We start from the raw sequence: 16,982 nt of genomic DNA, 5'->3' as shown, positions 1-16,982 counted from the left end.
GCGACGGCATCGGGAGACCCAGCCATGAGCAATGCGTCCAGCAAGCAGATCGCCGTGATCGGTGCCGGCCTGATGGGCGCCGGCATCGCCCAGGTGTCCGCGCAGGCCGGCCACCCGGTGGTGCTGCGGGACGTGACCGAGGAGGCGCTGCAGCGCGGTCTCGCGGGCATCCGCGCCTCGTACGAGAAGTTCGTCGCCAAGGGCAAGCTGAGCGCCGAGGACGCCGAGGCCGCGCTGGGCCGGATCACCACCACCACCGACCTGGGCGCCGTTTCCGAGGCCGACATCGTGGTCGAGGCGGTGTTCGAGAACCTCGAGGTCAAGGAGGGCGTCTTCCGCGAGCTGGACAAGCTCGCCAAGGACGGCGCCGTGCTGGCCTCCAACACCTCCGCCATCCCGATCACCCGGATCGCCGCCGTCACCCAGCGCCCGGAGTCGGTCGTCGGCGTCCACTTCTTCTCGCCGGTCCCGATGATGAAGCTGGTCGAGCTGGTCCGCGGCTACAAGACCAGCGACGAGACGCTGGCCGCCGCCCGCGCCTACGCCGAGGGCGTCGGCAAGGAGGTCGTGGTGGTCAACCGCGACGTGGCCGGCTTCATCACCACCCGCCTGATCACCGCGCTGGTCGTCGAGGCCGCCAAGCTGTACGAGTCGGGCGTGGCCACCGCCGAGGACATCGACACCGCCTGCCGCCTCGGCTTCGGCCACGCGATGGGCCCGCTGCAGACCGCCGACCTCACCGGCGTGGACATCCTGCTGCACGCCGCCCGCAACATCTACACCGAGACCCAGGACGAGAAGTTCGCCGCCCCGGAGATCATGGCCCGCATGGTCACCGCCGGTGACCTCGGCCGCAAGAGCGGCCGCGGCTTCTACCCGTACGACGGCAAGTGAGCCGACGGGGCTGAACGCGCTGGTGGGCCGTGCGATCGGAGCGTCGTACGGCCCGCTGCGCCGAGGCGGGTGAGTTTCCTCACGCCGGGTGCCGCAGACGGGTGATTTGGGCGGTAATCGAGCATAAGTGTGGAGAGTTCCTGCGTATATTCCCTCGGACGAGTGAAGTTGCTTCAGATCAGGGCGGAAACCAGCAACCTGCGACGGTGCTCCACCGTCAGATGAGGGAACCCGGCAGTGCGACCGGGGCCGGGCGCGAGCCGAGCCGTCACAGGCGTTCCGCCCGGACCGTCCCACCCCGACCCACCCGGTCCGGGGGCCATCCCGCCTCCCGGCCCCGGCACCGACGGGGCCGGACCCACCCGACCAGGCCACCCCGGCGAAGGAGGAGAGCATGCGCATCACCGGCGACCACACGGCGCTGGCCATCGAAGGCCGCCTCGACGTGCGCACCGCCGCCGACGCGCGGGCCCGGTTGCACCAGGCCGTCGACGGCGGCTTCGGCGACCTCGTGCTCGACCTCGCCCGACTGGAGTTCTGGGACGCCACCGGCCTCGGCGTGATCATGGGCACCCACCGCCGGGCCGGCCGGATCGGCCGCCGGCTCGTGCTGCGCTCCGTCCCCGCGCAGCTCCAGCGGCTGCTGGTGGCCACCAAGCTGCACCGCATCCTGGCCGTCGACGGCGGCATCGCCGAGGCGCACGTCCTGTAGTCTCCGGCGCCCGGCAGGCCGCTGGCCTGGGCCGTTCCCGGCCGCACCGGCTCCGAACCGTTCCCGCACCCGGACCGCGCTGCACGGGCGGCCCCGGATGTGCAAGAGTCTGCCCGTCAGATGACGGCCGCCCGGGGCCGGCTGCCCCCAGCCCGCCCGCGGCCGCGACCGAGACGTGTGCCGGCCGGCGCGGGGCGCCGGCGGCCGACCACGATGCGGAGCAGAACGTGGCACAGCCATCCGGGGAGTTCCGGCAGGAGGCCGCCCGCACCCGCGGCGGCGAACTGGTCTCCGGCGGCCTGCTGGTCGGGGTCGGCGCCCCGGACGGCTCCGAGGCCAGGCCCTGCCCGGAGGAGTGGCGGCCCCGCCCGCGCCGGATCGAACGCAGCGAGCCCGCCCGCGGCCCGATCGGCGGCGTCGGCCGCGCCGTCGGCCCGCTCGCCCTCGGCGCCGGGCCCACCGACCTGCCGCTGCTCGACCGCGAGGCCGACATCGCCGAACTGCTCGGGCTGCTCGCCGAGGGCCGCTCGATACGCCTGGTCGGCCAGGCCGGCTCGGGCCGCAGCACCCTGCTGTCGGCCGTCGCCGGGGCCGCCGCCGACCTCGCCCCCGGCGGCGTCGTCCAGCTCTGCGGACACCGCCGCACCGCCGCCGACCTGCTCCAGGACCTCTTCGCGGCCACCCACCACGCCCCCGGCTACCGGCCCGACCCGGGCCAGCTGGCCGCCCACCTCGCCGGGGTGGGCGCCGTCGTCGTGATCGACGAGGCCGAGCCGACCGGCGCCGAGCTGGAGGAACTGCTCGCCGCCGCCCCCGGCTGCGCCTTCCTGATCTCGGTCGCCCCCGACAGCCCGCCGCTGCCCGCCGACTCCCGGCTGCGCGACCACCACGTCCCCGGGCTGTCCCGCGCCGCCTGCCTCGCCCTGACCGGCCGGCTGGCCGGGCGTCCGCTGGACGTCGCCGAGAAGGCCTGGGCGGTCGACCTCTGGTTCGAGTCCGAGGGCCTGCCGCTGCGCTTCGTCCAGGCCGCCGCGCTGCTGCGCCAGCGGGACGTCGCGGTGGACGCGCTGGTGGCCGCCGAGGAGGACCGGCGGGACGTCTTCGGCGCGGTCGACGAGCCCGTCCACGACCCGGACCCGGCGATCCGGGAGAACGCGCTGCGGCGCACCGTGCCGCTGCCCTCGGTCGCCGAGACCGCCTCGCCCGCGGTCCGGCTCGCCGAGGGGCTCAGCGAACCCGCGCAGGCCGTGCTGCGGCTGGCCGTCGCGCTCGGCGGCGAGTGCCCCACCGCGCCGCACCTGCCCGCGCTGATCGACGTCGGCCAGGGCGAGAGCGCGCTGGCCGAACTCGCCGACGCCGGGCTCGCGGTGTCCATCGGCGGGCACCACCGGCTCACCGCCGGGGTGCTCGAACTGCTCGCCCCGCACTGGCCGGCCCGCGGCTGCGTGGACGGCGCCGCCCAGCACTTCGCCTGGTGGGTCGGGCACAGCTCGGTGTCGCTGGCGCAGATCGCCGCCGAGGCCGAGGTGCTGATCGGGGTGCTGCTCGCCGACCGGACCGCCGGGCGGCACGAGGCGGTGGTCCGGCTGGCCCGGGCAGCGGCGCCCGCGCTGGCGCTGGCGCTGCGCTGGGGGGCCTGGGAGCGGGTGCTGCAGCTGGGCCTGGAGGCCGCCCGGCGGACCGGCTCGACGGTCGACCAGGCCTGGTTCCACCACGAGGCGGGCGTGCACGCGATCTGCGTCCGGCAGCCGTCCCGGGCGATCGCCGAACTGGAGACCGCGCTCACCCTGCGGTCCACCACCGGGGAGCAGCGCGGGGTCGCCGCCGCGCGCCGGATGCTCGACCTGCTGCGCGCCGAGGGGCGGCAACTGCCGGCCGCCGCGCCCGCCGCGGCGCCGGGCCGCGGGCCGGTGATCCGCAAGATCGCGGCCCGGGTGCCGGCCGGGCTGAAGGCCCGCGCCGGGAAGCGGCGCCGGGTGGTGGTGGCCTCCGCGGCCGTGCTCACCTTCGGGGTGCTCGGTACGGCGGTGGCGATGAGCCTGACCGGGCCGGACGAGCACCGGGCGAACGATCCGCACGGGCGGTTGGACGAGGTCGGCGACACCCAGAACACGCCGATGTCGAAGCCGTCCGCCGACAACGGCCCGGGCACGGCCGGGACGGGCGGCGCCGAGCAGGGGAGCCCGGCGGGGACGGGGACCAGCCCGCAGCCCTCGGCGAGCGGCAGCGCCTCGCGCTCGCCGAGCACCTCGCCGTCGAAGCGGCCGAGTTCCTCGCCGGGGGCCACCGAGTCGGACGCCCCGCAGCAGTCGCAATCGCCGGTCCCGCAGCCGGGGCAGCCGCAGGGCGGTTCGGCCGGCGGCGGCACCGGTGGGGGTACCGGCGGTGGCGGCACCGGCGGTGGCGGTACTCATTCCGGTGGCGGGACCAACACCTCGCCCACGGCGAACCCGTCCACGACTACGCCCGCGCCGACCTCGGCCTCGCCGTCGACCCCGCCGCCCACTCAGGGCGGCACGCCGAAGCCGACGCCGACCGCCACGTAGCCCTGACCGGTCAGAACAGCTTGAGCTTGTCGTCGTCGATGCCGCGCAGCTCGTCGTAGTCCAGCACCACGCAGCCGATGCCCCGGTCGGTGGCCAGCACGCGGGCCTGGGGCTTGATCTCCTGTGCGGCGAAGACGCCCTTGACCGGGGCCAGCAGCGGGTCCCGGTTGAGGAGTTCGAGGTAGCGGGTGAGCTGCTCGACGCCGTCGATCTCGCCGCGGCGCTTGATCTCGACGGCGACCGTGGAGCCGTCGGCGTCGCGGCAGAGGATGTCGACCGGGCCGATCGCGGTCGGGTACTCGCGGCGGATCAGCGACCAGCCGGCCCCGAGCACCTCCATCCGGTCCGCGAGCAGCTCCTGGAGGTGCGCCTCGACGCCGTCCTTGATCAGGCCCGGGTCCACCCCGAGTTCGTGGGAGGAGTCGTGCAGCACCTCCTCCAGCGTGATGATGAGTTTCTCGCCGGCCTTGTTCTCCACCGTCCAGACCCCGTCGGCCTCCTTGAGGGCGCACGGCGGGGACATCCAGTTGAGCGGCTTGTAGGCGCGGTCGTCGGCGTGGATGCTGACGCTGCCGTCGGCCTTGACCAGGATCAGCCTGGTGGCGGAGGGCAGATGGGCGGAGAGCCGACCGGCATAGTCGACTGAGCAGCGGGCAATTACGAGACGCACGGTCGACCACGCTAGCCCACCGGGGCCAGTTGATGCGATTCCGAGACGACCGGGTGAAGAAAGCGCGAAGCCCGCGAACATGGAGGTTCGGCGATCCCGCCGACTGCCCCTTCGCGCTCTGGCGTACGCCCCCTTCGGGTCGCTACGGTGTGTGACGGTACGGATGCGGGGCCGCTGTCAACGGGGATGGAGACTTCAGATGAACGATCCGACGGGATCTGGCCATTCTGGTGCACCACCGCGTATTTCCCAAGCAATCCCTAGGAATGACCAGCCTGCCCCGCCGTTGACTGCCACGCTGTTCTGACGCGGTCGGTGTTCAGGACGTCACGTCCCGTGGCGCCACCGCCTTCGCAAAGGTGCCGGACATCCCCGTCCCACGGTGTTCCGGACATCACCTGCGATTTCGCCCACCCTCACTGTGAGCTTGGACTACGCATGACCACCCGGGCGCCGCGCGGGTGGACCGCGAGAGGAGAATCCATGTCGCTCGACGTCTCACCGGCCCTGCTGGAGAAGGCCGAGCGGGGCGAGGTCGACGAGCGGGAATTCGTCGACTGCGTCCGCGTCTCGCTGCCCTACGCCTGGGACCTGATCAGCTCGCTGGTCGCCCAGGCGAAGGTGGACGGCACCGACTTCGCCGACAACCAGGTGCCGCCACCCAGTGAGCAGGCCCGTGGCCAGCTGCTGCGCGCCCTGGCCAGCGATGCCATCCGGGGTGCCCTGCAGCGGCACTTCGGGGTCCGGCTGGCGTTCCAGAACTGTCACCGGGTGGCGGTGTTCCTGCCGTCGGAGGCCAACGAGGCGCGGTACGACCGCTTCACCTCCGTCCGGGAGCAGCTGCTCAACCAGTCCGAGGAGCTGCGGGACTGCTGACCCGGCCGGTGCCGGCCGCCCCGTCCCCCCGGTGCGGGGGAGGGGCGGCGGCCCGGGGCCGAGGCTCTTCGGCCAACGCAGTGGTCAACTCAGCTGCGGCAGCACCTCGTTGCCCAGCCGGGCGATGTTGTGCAGGGTCGCCTCGCGGTCGCCGCTGCCCTCCGCGAGCAGGGCGAACCGCCGGATGCCGGTGCGCTCGGCGGTGGCCAGCAGCCGGTCGGCGCACTGCTTCGGGGTGCCCACCGCGTGCAGGTCGCAGAGGAGTTCGGTGTACTGGCGCGGGTCGCGCATCCTGCGCTCGCGCCCGTCCACGGTGCGGTGGGCGCCCAGCCCGTACTCGAACCAGCCGGGCATCGCGTTCAGCAGGGTGGCCCGGGCGGCCGCGGTGCGGTCGTCCACCTGGGCCACCCCGGCCGCGACGTGCTGGCGGGTCACCCGGCGCAGCTGCTCCTCGCCGCGCCCGGCGGCCAGCCAGGCGGCGCGGTAGTGCTCCAGCATCCGCAGCTTGTCGTCGTCGCCGGAGTGCATGCCGAGCAGCATCGGCAGACCGCGTTCGGCGGCCAGCTTCACCCCGCCCGGGGAGGTGCAGGCGACCACCACCGGCGGGCCGGCCACCGGCCGTCCGGCGGAGTCGAGTTCCTCGCCGAGGCGCTCGGTGTCCTTGCGCTGGCGGGGGAAGCGCACCGGGCCGGACGGGTCGTCCAGGCCGAGCCAGCTGCCCAGGTCCGGGCGGCGCGGCGACTCGGTGGCCTGCGGCACCACCGCCACCTCGGGGAAGCTGAACTGCGGGCCGTCGGCGCCCACCCGGGAGCCGCGCAGCCAGCGCAGCAGCAGCTCCAGCCGCTCCGGGAAGCCGTTCTCGAAGGCGTCCACGCCGCTGCCGAACACGTCCAGGTCGATCCACGGCCCGCCGCGGCCGACCCCGAGCGTGAAGCGGCCGCCGGAGGTGAGGTGCAGCAGCGCGGCCTGCTCGCCGAGCGCCACCGGGTGGGTGGTGGAGAGCACGCTGACGGCCGTGCCGATGCCGATCCGGCGGGTGCGGCCGAGCAGCAGCGCGGCCAGGGTCGCGGCGTTCGGGCAGACCCCGTACGGGACGAAGTGGTGCTCGGCCAGCCAGACGCTGTCCAGGCCCGCGCGCTCGGCCTCGACGGTGGCCCGGACGGTGCGCTCCAGCACCTCGCCGTGGCTCTGCCCGGGGAACTGGGCGGACAGCAGGAACGCGCCGACCCGGACCGGGGCGGTGTCCGGCGGCAGCGTGCCGGCGCGCTGGACGGCGGTCAGCGGCTCGCCCGCGACGGCGGTCAGCGGCGGGACGGAGGTCAGCGTCGGGCCTGGGGCGGGCGGCCGTACGCCGACGGGCCGACGGGTCTCGGCGCGGGGGCTGGTCTTGGTCATCCTGGGGGCCTCCTCGGGTGCACGCAGGGTCTGCGGGCCCCGCCTGTCCCCTCGTGGGTATCCGATGTCATGTGCCAATGGCACGCTGAACCCCGAATTTGCCCGATGACCGGGTGGATCTCGGTAAAAAGGCGGGATGACCGGCCGAAGCCGTGGTATGGGCCGCCGAGCGGGCCCTCGAGGCGGCCGGACACCCCCGAAGGGACAGGCCCTAGGCTGGAACGACTTCGTGCCCCCGGAAGAGAGGCAGTCCGCCGTGCCCCGCCGCAACCGGATCAAGAGCGCCGCCCCCCGCGAGAGCGCCAAGCCGGCCGCCGCCCCGCTCGGCGGATCGCTGCGCCGTACCGAGAGCTACCAGGGCGACGACTGGGTGGTGCAGACGGTCGCGGGCACCTCGGGGCGGTTCTACCGCTGCCCGGGCTGCGACCAGGAGATCCCGCCCGGGGTGGGCCACGTGGTGGCCTGGCCGATGCACGGCGGCGGGGTGGACGACCGGCGGCACTGGCACCGCGCGTGCTGGGGAGCGCGGGAGCGCCGGGCCGCCAACATCCCGCGGGGCCGCAGCGCTCCGCGGTACTGAGAGCCCGGCCGCACCGAAAGGGCCCGGCTGGCCTCAGGCGTCGCGGTCCTTGAGCACCAGCGCGCCGCCGACCAGGGCCGCCAGGGTCCAGGCCAGGCAGATGGTGAAGCCCGCCCACGGACCGTACGGCTGGCCGTTCTGCTCGTACACCAGCAGCATCCGCGAGCCGGCGTAGTCGGGGAAGTAGTGGGCGAGGGTCTTGACCTTCGGCACCGCCGAGAGGATCGGCGAGAGCAGGAAGAAGAACGGCACCAGCACGCCCAGCGCGAGCGTCTGGTTGTGCAGCATGGCGGTGACGCCGGCCGAGAACAGGCAGAGCATCGTCAGGTACAGCGCGGCGCCGAGCACCGCCCGCAGCACGTTCGGCGCGCTCAGGGTGGTGGAGTGCGAGCCGAGGAGCGCCTGGCCGACGAAGAAGGTGACGAAGGCCGTCACCAGCGAGACCGCGAGGGCCAGCGCGCCGAGCACCACGGCCTTGCCGGTGAGCAGGGTGCCGCGTTGGGGGACGGCGGCCAGGGTGACCCGGATCATGCCGCTGCTGTACTCGTTGCCGACCGCCAGCACGCCGAAGACGATGATGGCCAGCTCGCCGAGCATGATGCCGGAGAAGGCCGTGCCGGTGGCGTCGAAGGGGCTCTGGTCGTGGCGCCGGAACTCGGTGAAGTTGTCGGCGGTGAGCAGGGACAGCAGCGCGCCGATGCCCACGGTGACCACGAAGGCCAGCGCGAGGGTCCAGACGGTGGAGCGGACGCTGCGGATCTTCGTCCACTCGGAGCGCAGGATCGCCGGGAAGGACGTCATCTCAGTTCTCCTCCTGCCGCACGGCCGCGGTCGGCCGGTTGCCGTCCGCCTTCCAGCCCGCGCCCCAGGCGCCGGGCGCGCCGGCCGCGTCCCGACCCGGGCCGTCGCCCGCGTGGTACTCCACCGAGTCCGCCGTCATCTGCATGAACGCCTCCTCCAACGAGGCCTGCTGCGGGCTGAGTTCGTGCAGCACCACGCCGTGCGAGGCGGCCAGCTCGCCGAGGTCCGCGAGGTCGCCGTCGACCACCTCGTAGGAGCCGTCCGGGCCCGGCTCGTGCCGCAGGCCGGCTCCGGCCAGGACGTCGAGCAGGCGTTCCGGCTGCGGGCTGCGCAGCCGTACGGCGGAGCGGGAGTTGCGCCGGATGAACTCCGGCATCGGCAGGTCGGCGAGCAGCCGGCCCTTGCCGATGACCACCAGGTGGTCGGCGGTGACGGCCATCTCGCTCATCAGGTGGGAGGAGACGAAGACCGTCCGGCCCTCGCCGGCGAGGCGCTTCATCAGGTTGCGGATCCAGAGGATGCCCTCCGGGTCCAGTCCGTTGACCGGCTCGTCGAACATGACGATCTCCGGGTCGCCGAGCAGCGCGGAGGCGATGCCCAGGCGCTGGCCCATGCCGAGCGAGAAGCCGCGGGCCCGCTTGCGGGCGACCGGGGTGAGGCCGACCAGGGCGAGCACCTCGTCCACCCGGCGCTCGGGGAGTCGGTTGCTCTGGGCGAGCCAGAGCAGGTGGTCGCGGGCGGTGCGGCCGGGGTGGACGGCCCTGGCCTCCAGCAGGGCGCCGATCTTCCTGAGCGGCTCGCTGAGCTGTCCGTAGCGCTTGCCGTCGATGGTGACCCGGCCGCCGGTCGGGCGGTCCAGGTCGAGGATCATGCGCATGGTGGTGGACTTGCCCGCGCCGTTGGGGCCGAGGAAGCCGGTGACCACTCCCGGGGGGACCGAGAAGCCGAGCCGGTCCACCGCGAGCGTCTTGCCGTAACGTTTCGTCAGGTCGTGCAACTCGATCATTCGCGCTCCCTTACTCTCTGTCAGGTTAGGACAAAGCAGGCAAGGCGGCCCGCTGAGTGGGCCTGCCGGGCACACCCGAATACGGTGGGCGCATGAGCGAGCGAAGCGAGCGAATCGTTGAGAGGTGCGCGTTGGGTTATGCCCCTGCCGAGCGTAGCGAGGTGGGCGCATGAGCGAGCGAAGCGAGCGAATCGTTGAGAGGTGCGCGTTGGGTTATGCCCCTGCCGAGCGTAGCGAGGTGGGCGCATGACCCAGCTCCCCTCCGCAGTATCGGTCCGCGAGAGCGGTACCGGAACACCCCTCGTGCTGTTGCACGCCTTTCCGTTGAACGCCTCGATGTGGTCCGCCCAGCTGGACGCGCTGCCCGGACTGACCGGGGACGAGGTCCGGGTGCTCGCCCCCGACCAGCGGGGTTTCGGCGGCACCGAGCTGGGCGCCGACGAGCCCTCGCTGGACCTGGTCGCCGACGACCTGGCGCTGCTGCTGGACGCGGCCGGGATCGACCGCGCGGTGGTCGGCGGGCTCTCCATGGGCGGTTACGTGGCCCTCGCCTTCGCCCGCCGCCACCCGGACCGGCTGTCCGGCCTGCTGCTGGCCAACACCCGGGCCACCGCCGACACCGACGCCGCCCGGGCCAACCGGGAGCGGATCGCCGCCGCCGTCACCGCCCGGGACAGCGTCCGGTTGCTGCTGGACGAGCGGGTGGCGGCCGGGCAGCTCGGGCCCGACTCGCAGCACCTGGTGGACCGGGTGCAGGAGATGGTGGCCGCCGCGTCGCCGGCCGCCGTCGCCTGGGCCCAGCGGGCCATGGCGGGCCGCCCGGACTCCCTGGACGTGCTGGCCGGCCTCCGGGTGCCGCTCGCCGTCGTCGCCGGCGCCCAGGACGCCCTGGTGCCGCCGGAGGAGGCCGAACTCATGGTCCAGGCCCGCCCGGACGCCGAGCTGACCGTCGTCCCCGGCGTGGGACACCTCAGCGCCCTGGAGTCCCCGGGGGCGTTCGACGCCGCCGTCCGCCGACTGCTCGCCCGGGTGGCCGGATGAGCCCGGACGCGGCGGGCTGGGACTTCTCCGCGCTCGAGGTCACCGGCCGGATGCCGGTGACGAACCGCGGCGAGGGGCTGCTGGAGCTGACCCTGGAGCCGCTCGGCGAGGACTACTGGCTGCGCCCGGGCGAGACCTTCACCGTCACCTCGTACGGCGACTACGGGCCCGGGCACCCGTTCGAGGTGCAGTACTGGCCCGACTCGGTGTCGGTCTGGTGTACCTCCTGGTTCGGCACCGTCTCGGACGACGAGGGCAACCAGCTCAGCAGCGGGCACCAGCGGCCCGACGGGGCCTACCCGAGGTGGTGACGCGGGGAAAGTCGACGGGCCCTCACCCGGGAGGGTGAGGGCCCGTCGGTGTCGGCCGTCAGCGCGACTGCTGGGCGGGCACGCCCATGGTGTCGTCGTTCGGCAGCGAGGCGGCGGCCACGGCCGCGCCGGTCAGCGTCGCCAGCATCTCGCGGACGTTGGTCAGCTGGGCGTTGATGCTGTCGCGACGGTTGGTCAGCGCCGCCAGCTCGCGCTCGGACTCGCTGCGGATGCGGTCCGCCTTGGCGTTGGCGTCCGCCACGATGTCCTCGGACTGGCGCTGGGCCGTCTCGACGGTCTGGCGGGCGCGGCGCTCGGCGTCGGTGCGCAGCTTCTCGGCCTCCAGGCGCAGCTGCTCGGCCCGGTGCTCGATCTCGGCGAGGCGCTTCTCGGCCTTGGCCTGACGGGCGGCCAGGTCGCGCTCGGACTGCTCCCGGCGCTTGGCCAGGTTGGTCTCGAACTCCAGTGCGGCCTGGGCGGCCTTGGTGCGGGTCTCCTCGAAGAGGGCGTCCGCCTCCTCGCGCTTGTTCTGGGCGTCCTTGTTGGCCTCGGCGCGCAGCTGGGCGGAGTCGCTCTTCGCCTTGTCGACGATCCGCAGGCCCTCGTCCTCCGCCTTGGCCTTGCGGTCCTTGGCGTAGTTCTCGGCCTCGGTGCGGACCTGCTGGGCGGCGGCCTCGGCCAGCTCGCGGTGCTGCTCGGCAGCGCGGTGCGCCTCGTCGCGCAGGTCCTTGGCCTCCTCCTCGGCCAGTCGCAGGATCTTCTCGACCCGGGCGCCGAGACCGGCGTAGGAGGGCTCCGCATCGGCGACCGCCGCCTGGGCGGTCTGGGTCTCCAGGTGGAGCTCCTCGATGCGCTTCTCCAGCGCGCTGATCCGGGTCAAGGCACTGTCACGGTCGGCCACCAGCTTGGTGATCCGCTCGTCGACCTGGGCGCGCTCGTACCCACGGCGCACCAGGTCGAAGCCGTGAGGGGAGTGACTGTCGCTCATGGGACTCTGGGCTTCCTGTCGTCAAACCGCTGAGGTGGTTGAGGGAATCCTGACACGGTACCGGAGTGTCGACGGCGAAATGCCGTTGTCTCACGGACAATGACCGCCAATGTCCGCTCAATCGGGTGGTGCGTTCTTGGAGCGATTGCCACCCGACCGGGGGGAGCCAACTCCGGCACCGGCCTTGGCACCCCCGTCCTTCTTGGTGTTGCTTCCCCCGTTGGCCTGGGCGACCGGTGACGGTGCCTCGAACGCCTCCAGCGCCGACAGCACGTCCTGGACCCTGGAGATCTCGGTGTTGATGTCCTTGCGGCGGCGCACCAGCTCGTCCAGCTCGCGCCGGCCCTCGTCGGTGACCCGCTTGGCCTCGGCCTTCGCCTCGGCGACGATCCGCTCGGCCTCCGCCTTCGCCAGCTCGACCTGCTCCTCCGCGGTGCGGTCGGCGTCCTGCAGCCGCTTCTCCGCCTCGGTGGCCGCGCTGTCGAGCCGCTCCTCGGCCTCCGCCTCGGCCGACGCCAGCTTGGCCTCGGCCTTCTCGATCAGCGACTCGGCGCGGTCGGTGGAGTTGGCGAGCTTGGTCTCGGCCTCCTTGAGCAGGCCCTCCGCCTTGCGGACGGCGGACAGCCGGACCTTGCTGGCCTCCGCGGACGCCTCCGAGGTGAGCTCGGCGGCCCGCTCCTCGGCGGCGGCGACCAGGGCGGCGGCCCGGTCCTCGGCCTCGGCGACGGTGGCCACCGCCTGCTCCTCGGCCTCGGTCAGCTGCTCCTGGGCGGCCGTCACCAGTGCGTCCACCCGCTCGCCGGCCGACTTCATGGCCGCCGCGTTCTCCTTGCGGGCCCGCTCGTGCAGCGCCTCCACCTCGGCGTCGGTGCGCTCGCGCAGCTCCTCGGCGCGCTCGCGGATCGCGGTGGCGTCCCGACGGGCCTCGGCGAGCAGCGCGTCGGCGTCGGAGCGGCCCTTCTCGACCTCGGCCTGACCGGCCGCCTCGCCGGCCGCGACCAGCCGGTCGGCCTCCTTGCGGGCGGCGGCGACCATCGCGTCCGCCTGCTCCTCGGCGGCGGCGGTGGTGGCCAGCGCGGTGGTCTGGGCGTCCTCGCCGAGCGCCTCGGCGTCCGCGAAGGCCTTCTCCAGGACGGACTTGGCCCGCTCCCGGGTGGCCTTGTCGAACTGCTCGGCGGCCTCCCTGGTCTCCGCGTCGTAGGCGTCGGCGCGGGAGTGGGTGGCGGCGTCGTACTCGTCGGCCAGGGTGCGGGTGGCGAGGGCGTACTCCTCGGCCTCGGCGCGCAGCCCGGCGGCCAGCTCCTCGGCGTCGGCGACGGTCCGGGCGGCCTGGGCCTCGGCGTCCGCCACCGTACGGGCGGCCTGCGCCTCGGCGTCCGCGCGCAGCTGCTCCGCGGCCTCCTGGGCGGCGCGCAGCTCGGCCTCGGCGTCGGCGCGCAGCTGCTCGTCGTAGGCCTGGGCCTCGGCCCGCTGGCGGCCGAGCTCGGCCTCGGCGGCCTCGCGCTCGGCGGTGAGCTCGAGCTCGGTCTGCTCGCGCAGGGCGGCGGTCTCGGCCTCGGCGCGGGCGCGCAGGTCGGCGCCGTACTTGTCGGCGGCCTCGCGCTGCTCGGCGCTGTACTCCTCGGCCGCCGCGCGCTGCTCGGCGGTCTCCCGGTCGGCCAGCTCGCGCACCTCGGCGGCGTACCGGTCGGCCAGCTCGCGCTGCTCGGTCGTCTCGCGCTCGGCGAGCTCGCGCTGCTCCGCGGTCTCCCGCTCGGCCAGGGCGCGGGTCTCGGCGGCGTCCTGCTCGGCCAGGGCGCGGGTGTCCGCGGCCTCCTGCTCGGCGGTGGCCCGCAGCGCGGCGATCTGCTCGGCGGCGGCCTCGTGCAGGCCGGCCACCGATTGGCGGACCTCGGCGGCCTCCTCCTCGGCGGCGGCGACCAGCTCGGCGCCCTCGGCCCGTGCGGCGGCGAGCACGTCCTCGCCGTCGGCCTTGGCCCGCTCCAGGACGGCGGTGGCCTCGGCGCGGATCTCGTCGGCGGTGGCGCGGGCCTCGGACAGCTCCCGGCCGGCCTCGGCCCGTACGGTCTCGGCCTGCTCGTTGGCGAGGGCCAGCTCGGCGGCGGCCTTCTCGCGGGTCGCCTTGGCGTCCTGGGCGGCCTCCGCCCGGCGCTGCTCGGCGGCGTCCGCGGCCCGCTCCAGCAGCTCGTCGGCCTCGGCGCGGCGGTCGACGGCGTACAGCTCGGCCTCGGCGCGCAGCTCGGCGGCGGTCTGCTCGGCCTCGGCGCGCTGGGTGGCGGCGTACCGGTCGGCGTTCTCGCGCTGTTCGGCGGCGTAGTGGTCGGCGTCCGCGCGCTGCTTGGTGGCGTACCGGTCGGCGCCCTCGCGCTGCTCGGCGGTCTCGGCGGCGGTGCGCTCGGTGAGCGCGGCGGCGTGCTGTTCGGCTTCGGTGCGGACGCGGTCGGCGTAGGCCTCGGCGTTCTCGCGCTGCTGGGTGGTCTCCTGCTGGGCGAGGGCGCGCAGCTCGGCGGTCTCGCGGTCGGCGCTCTCGCGCTGTTCGGCGGCGTAGCGGTCGGCGGCCGCGCGGACCTCGGCGGTCTCGGCGGTGGTGCGCTCGGTCAGCTCGGCGGCGGCCTGCTCGGCCTGCTCGCGGGCGGTCCGGGCGCCGGCCAGCTGCTCGGCGGTCTCCTCGCGCTCACGGCGCAGCCCGGCGGCGGCCTCCTCGTACTCGCGCCGGCTCTCCTCGCGCAGCGCGTTCGCGGCGGCCTCGGCCTCGGCCCGGGTGCGGGCGGCCTCGGTGTCGGCCTCGGTGCGCACCCGCTCGGCGTCGGCGACCGCGGCGTCCCGGACGGCGTTCGCCTCGGCCTGGGCGTCGGCGGTCAGGGCCTGCGCGGCGGCGCTCGCCTCGGACCGCACCCGCTGGTCGAACTCGGCCGCGTCGCGCCGGAGTTCGGCGGTCTCGCGCTCGGCCGCGGTGCGGTTCTCGGCGGCCGCGGCCTTGGCGGCGGCCAGGGCGTCCTGGCCCTGCTGCTCGGCCGCGGCGGTGATCTTCTCGGCCTCGGCCCGGGCCCGGGCCAGGGTCTGCTCGGCCCGGCCCTGGGTCTCGGCGGCCTGCTCCTGGGCCTGCTCGCGCAGCCGCTCGATCTCCCCGGCCGCGCCCGCGCGCAGCTCGTCCGCGTCGGCCTTGGCCTTGGTGAGCAGCTCCTCGGCGTTCTTCGCCGACTCCTCGATCTGCAGGACGGCCTGGCGGCGGGCCTCGCTGCGGACCCGGTCGGCCTCGGCGGCGGCCTGGGCGCGCAGCTCCTCGGCCTCGGCCCGCAGTCGGGCCGCCTCGTCCTGCATCTGCTCGATCCGCTCGCGGATCGCGGCGGCGTCGTCCAGGGCGGCGTTCTGGGCCTGCTCGACGGCGGCCTGGGCCTGCTCGCGCAGTCGCTGGGCCTCGGCGCGGGCCTCGGCGCGGATCCGCTCGGCCTCGGTGGCGGCCTCGCTGCGCGCGGCCTCGGCGTCCTGGTTGGCCCGGCCGAGCACCTCCTCGGCAGTCTTGGCGGCCTTGGCGAGGTGGACGGTGGCGTCCTTGGCGCCGGCCGCGCGGCCCGCCTCCTCGGCCTCGCCGCGCAGCCGCTGGGCGTCGGCCTCGGCCTGCGCCCGCAGCTCGGCCACGTCCCGCTCGGCCTGGGCGCGCAGCTCGGCGATCGCGGCCTCGGCCTCGGCCTTCAGCTGGGCGGCGACCGACTCGGCGGTGGCCCGCAGCCGCTCGCCCTCCTCGGCGGCGGCGGCCTTGGCGGCGTCCGCCTCGGCCTGCCTGGTGGCCGCCTCGGCCCGGAGGGCCTCGGCCTCCGCGCGGATCGCCTCGGACTCCTTGGTGGCCTGGGCGACCAGTCGGGCGATCTCGGCCCGGGCGGTCTGGGAACGCTGTTCGGTGGCGGCCTCGCCGTCGGCGACCTTGCGCTCGGCGGCGGCCTCGGCGTCGGCCTGGAGCTGCTCGGCGGCCTGCTCGGCCTGGGCACGCAGCTCGGCGGCCTCCCGGCGGGTGCGCTCGGCCTCGGCGATCGCCTCGGCCCGCAGTCGCTCTATCTCGGTCTTCGCGGCGCTGAGCTGCTGCTCGGCGCGGGCCTGCTCGGCGGCGGCCTGCTCCTTGAGCCGGCCGATCTCGGCCTGCGCGGCGGCCAGCTGCTGCTCGGCGGCGGCATGGGCGGCGGCCAGCTCCTGCTGGGCCTGGCCGCGGGCCGCGTCCACGTCGGCGGCGGCCTGGGCGCCGGCCTGCTGGGCGTGCTCGGAGGCGGCGCGCAGCAGCCGCTCGGCGTCGCTCTGGGCCTTCTGCAGGGCGGCCTCGGCGGCGGCCTGGGCCTCGCCGCGGGCGGCGTCCACGTCGGCGGCGGTCTGGGCGCGGGCCTGGTCGGAGAGGGCGGCGGCCTCGGCGCGGGCGGCGGCGACCATCCGCTCGGCCTCGGCACGGGCCTCCTGCAGCAGGCGCTGGGCCTCCTGCTCGGACCCGGTCCGGGTCTGCTCGGCCCAGCCGTTGACGTGCTGCTCGGCGGTGCGGCGCAGCTCGGTGAGCTCGTCCTCCAGCTGACGGCGGCGGGCGGCGAGCTCGGCCTCCAGCCGGGCGGTGCGCTCGGCGGCCTCGGCCATGATCCGCTGGGTGGCGGCCTGGGAGTCGCGCAGCTGGCGCTCGGCGTCGGCGCGCATCTGCTGGGCCTGCATCTCGGCGGTGCGGAGCATCTGCTCGGCCTGGCCGGAGACGGCGTCGAAGGCGCGCGGCTGGGCGAGCATGCGCCGGGACTCGTGCAGCTTGGCCCGGAGCACCTCCACCTGGTAGGCGAGGTCCTCGGCATGCTCGACTGCCTTGTCCCGCTCCTTCCGAGTCCGACCCATCTCGGCCTCGAACTGGGAGAGGTGATCGTCAGCCTCGTAGCGGTCGTTGCCCCGCACTCCGCGGTCCCATCCATCTCCTGGTCGCGTCCTCGACCCGGCCGGTCCGGGGCTCCCGTGTCCGGGTGCCGGTCCGACTGGTCCTTGCATCCGCGGTCACCGGACGGCCCCCTGCCAAGCCGGGGGCGTCCGCCGCGGTCGTCGGAGTCCTGGCCGCGGGAACGCGGGGGTGCCGCGTTCCCCCGTCCGGGTGGACTCCTGGGCGAACTCTTGCCTGTGGAGAATGGTGACAGATCCGTCTTGCGACTGTT

The 16,982-nt window shown here is 74.9% G+C and carries 13 protein-coding genes; 7 read left to right on the top strand and 6 right to left on the bottom strand.

Going from position 1 to position 16,982, the window contains the following annotated elements; all coding sequences use genetic code 11:
- Positions 1–24 precede the first annotated feature (24 nt).
- The 3 genes from O1G21_RS14675 to O1G21_RS14665 all read left to right on the top strand — a co-directional run bounded on the left by O1G21_RS14675 (position 25) and on the right by O1G21_RS14665 (position 4,152).
- Complete coding sequence (locus O1G21_RS14675; RefSeq protein WP_270143999.1) at positions 25–894, top strand: 3-hydroxyacyl-CoA dehydrogenase family protein; 870 nt, start codon at positions 25–27, stop codon at positions 892–894.
- Positions 895–1,288: 394 nt separating this feature from the next.
- Complete coding sequence (locus tag O1G21_RS14670; RefSeq protein ID WP_270143997.1) at positions 1,289–1,606, top strand: STAS domain-containing protein; 318 nt, start codon at positions 1,289–1,291, stop codon at positions 1,604–1,606.
- A gap of 227 nt (positions 1,607–1,833) precedes the next feature.
- Complete coding sequence (locus O1G21_RS14665) at positions 1,834–4,152, top strand: ATP-binding protein (protein ID WP_270143995.1); 2,319 nt, start codon at positions 1,834–1,836, stop codon at positions 4,150–4,152.
- A 10-nt stretch (positions 4,153–4,162) separates the two neighbouring features.
- On the opposite strand, the gene nucS is transcribed toward O1G21_RS14665, so the two are convergent.
- Entirely contained in the window at positions 4,163–4,822 is a 660-nt protein-coding gene (nucS, locus tag O1G21_RS14660) for an endonuclease NucS (protein ID WP_270143994.1), read from the bottom strand.
- 483 nt (positions 4,823–5,305) lie between these two features.
- Here nucS and O1G21_RS14655 point away from each other — a divergent pair, with 483 nt between their 5' ends.
- Complete coding sequence (locus O1G21_RS14655; protein WP_045694845.1) at positions 5,306–5,698, top strand: SCO5389 family protein; 393 nt, start codon at positions 5,306–5,308, stop codon at positions 5,696–5,698.
- An 84-nt stretch (positions 5,699–5,782) separates the two neighbouring features.
- On the opposite strand, the gene O1G21_RS14650 is transcribed toward O1G21_RS14655, so the two are convergent.
- Positions 5,783–7,093, bottom strand: a complete 1,311-nt coding sequence (locus O1G21_RS14650; RefSeq protein ID WP_270143992.1) for an LLM class flavin-dependent oxidoreductase — start codon at positions 7,091–7,093, stop codon at positions 5,783–5,785.
- A gap of 256 nt (positions 7,094–7,349) precedes the next feature.
- Here O1G21_RS14650 and O1G21_RS14645 point away from each other — a divergent pair, with 256 nt between their 5' ends.
- Positions 7,350–7,673, top strand: coding sequence for an ATP/GTP-binding protein (locus O1G21_RS14645; RefSeq protein ID WP_270143989.1), 324 nt, complete (start codon positions 7,350–7,352; stop codon positions 7,671–7,673).
- A gap of 33 nt (positions 7,674–7,706) precedes the next feature.
- Here O1G21_RS14645 and O1G21_RS14640 read toward each other — a convergent pair whose 3' ends face one another.
- Together O1G21_RS14640 and O1G21_RS14635 are read right to left on the bottom strand one after the other, a co-directional pair.
- The gene (locus tag O1G21_RS14640) at positions 7,707–8,474 is read right to left on the bottom strand and encodes an ABC transporter permease subunit (RefSeq protein WP_270143987.1); all 768 of its coding nucleotides are present in this window, start codon (positions 8,472–8,474) and stop codon (positions 7,707–7,709) included.
- A gap of 1 nt (position 8,475) precedes the next feature.
- Positions 8,476–9,480, bottom strand: a complete 1,005-nt coding sequence (locus O1G21_RS14635) for an ABC transporter ATP-binding protein (RefSeq protein WP_270143985.1) — start codon at positions 9,478–9,480, stop codon at positions 8,476–8,478.
- Positions 9,481–9,726: 246 nt separating this feature from the next.
- Between O1G21_RS14635 and O1G21_RS14630 the strand changes: the two genes are divergently transcribed.
- Both O1G21_RS14630 and O1G21_RS14625 read left to right on the top strand, forming a co-directional pair.
- Complete coding sequence (locus tag O1G21_RS14630) at positions 9,727–10,521, top strand: alpha/beta fold hydrolase (protein ID WP_270143983.1); 795 nt, start codon at positions 9,727–9,729, stop codon at positions 10,519–10,521.
- Positions 10,518–10,832 (top strand): hypothetical protein, encoded by a 315-nt coding sequence (locus O1G21_RS14625; protein WP_270143982.1) that lies wholly within the window; start codon positions 10,518–10,520, stop codon positions 10,830–10,832. The genes O1G21_RS14630 and O1G21_RS14625 overlap by 4 nt, the downstream gene beginning before the upstream one ends.
- A gap of 58 nt (positions 10,833–10,890) precedes the next feature.
- Here O1G21_RS14625 and O1G21_RS14620 read toward each other — a convergent pair whose 3' ends face one another.
- Entirely contained in the window at positions 10,891–11,820 is a 930-nt protein-coding gene (locus O1G21_RS14620) for a coiled-coil domain-containing protein (RefSeq protein ID WP_270143980.1), read from the bottom strand.
- Positions 11,821–11,937: 117 nt separating this feature from the next.
- Positions 11,938–16,731 carry a hypothetical protein gene (locus O1G21_RS14615; protein ID WP_270143978.1) on the bottom strand — a complete coding sequence of 1,598 codons (4,794 nt, stop codon included), beginning with the start codon at positions 16,729–16,731 and terminating at the stop codon, positions 11,938–11,940.
- Positions 16,732–16,982: the final 251 nt, after the last annotated feature.

The sequence above is a fragment of the Kitasatospora cathayae genome (genome assembly GCF_027627435.1).
GTDB lineage: Bacteria > Actinomycetota > Actinomycetes > Streptomycetales > Streptomycetaceae > Kitasatospora > Kitasatospora cathayae.
The sequence above is the reverse complement of the archived record's forward strand: the minus strand, read 5'-3'. Positions and strand labels throughout refer to the sequence as shown.

What these genes read in the sequence shown, in the direction of transcription:
- O1G21_RS14675 (WP_270143999.1), top strand. Translation starts at nt 25, where the DNA reads ATGAGCAATGCGTCCAGCAAGCAGATCGCCGTGATCGGTGCCGGCCTG.
- O1G21_RS14670 (WP_270143997.1), top strand. Translation starts at nt 1,289, where the DNA reads ATGCGCATCACCGGCGACCACACGGCGCTGGCCATCGAAGGCCGCCTC.
- O1G21_RS14655 (WP_045694845.1), top strand. Translation starts at nt 5,306, where the DNA reads ATGTCGCTCGACGTCTCACCGGCCCTGCTGGAGAAGGCCGAGCGGGGC.
- O1G21_RS14650 (WP_270143992.1), bottom strand. Translation starts at nt 7,093, where the DNA reads ATGACCAAGACCAGCCCCCGCGCCGAGACCCGTCGGCCCGTCGGCGTA.
- O1G21_RS14640 (WP_270143987.1), bottom strand. Translation starts at nt 8,474, where the DNA reads ATGACGTCCTTCCCGGCGATCCTGCGCTCCGAGTGGACGAAGATCCGC.
- O1G21_RS14635 (WP_270143985.1), bottom strand. Translation starts at nt 9,480, where the DNA reads ATGATCGAGTTGCACGACCTGACGAAACGTTACGGCAAGACGCTCGCG.
- O1G21_RS14630 (WP_270143983.1), top strand. Translation starts at nt 9,727, where the DNA reads ATGACCCAGCTCCCCTCCGCAGTATCGGTCCGCGAGAGCGGTACCGGA.
- O1G21_RS14625 (WP_270143982.1), top strand. Translation starts at nt 10,518, where the DNA reads ATGAGCCCGGACGCGGCGGGCTGGGACTTCTCCGCGCTCGAGGTCACC.
- O1G21_RS14620 (WP_270143980.1), bottom strand. Translation starts at nt 11,820, where the DNA reads ATGAGCGACAGTCACTCCCCTCACGGCTTCGACCTGGTGCGCCGTGGG.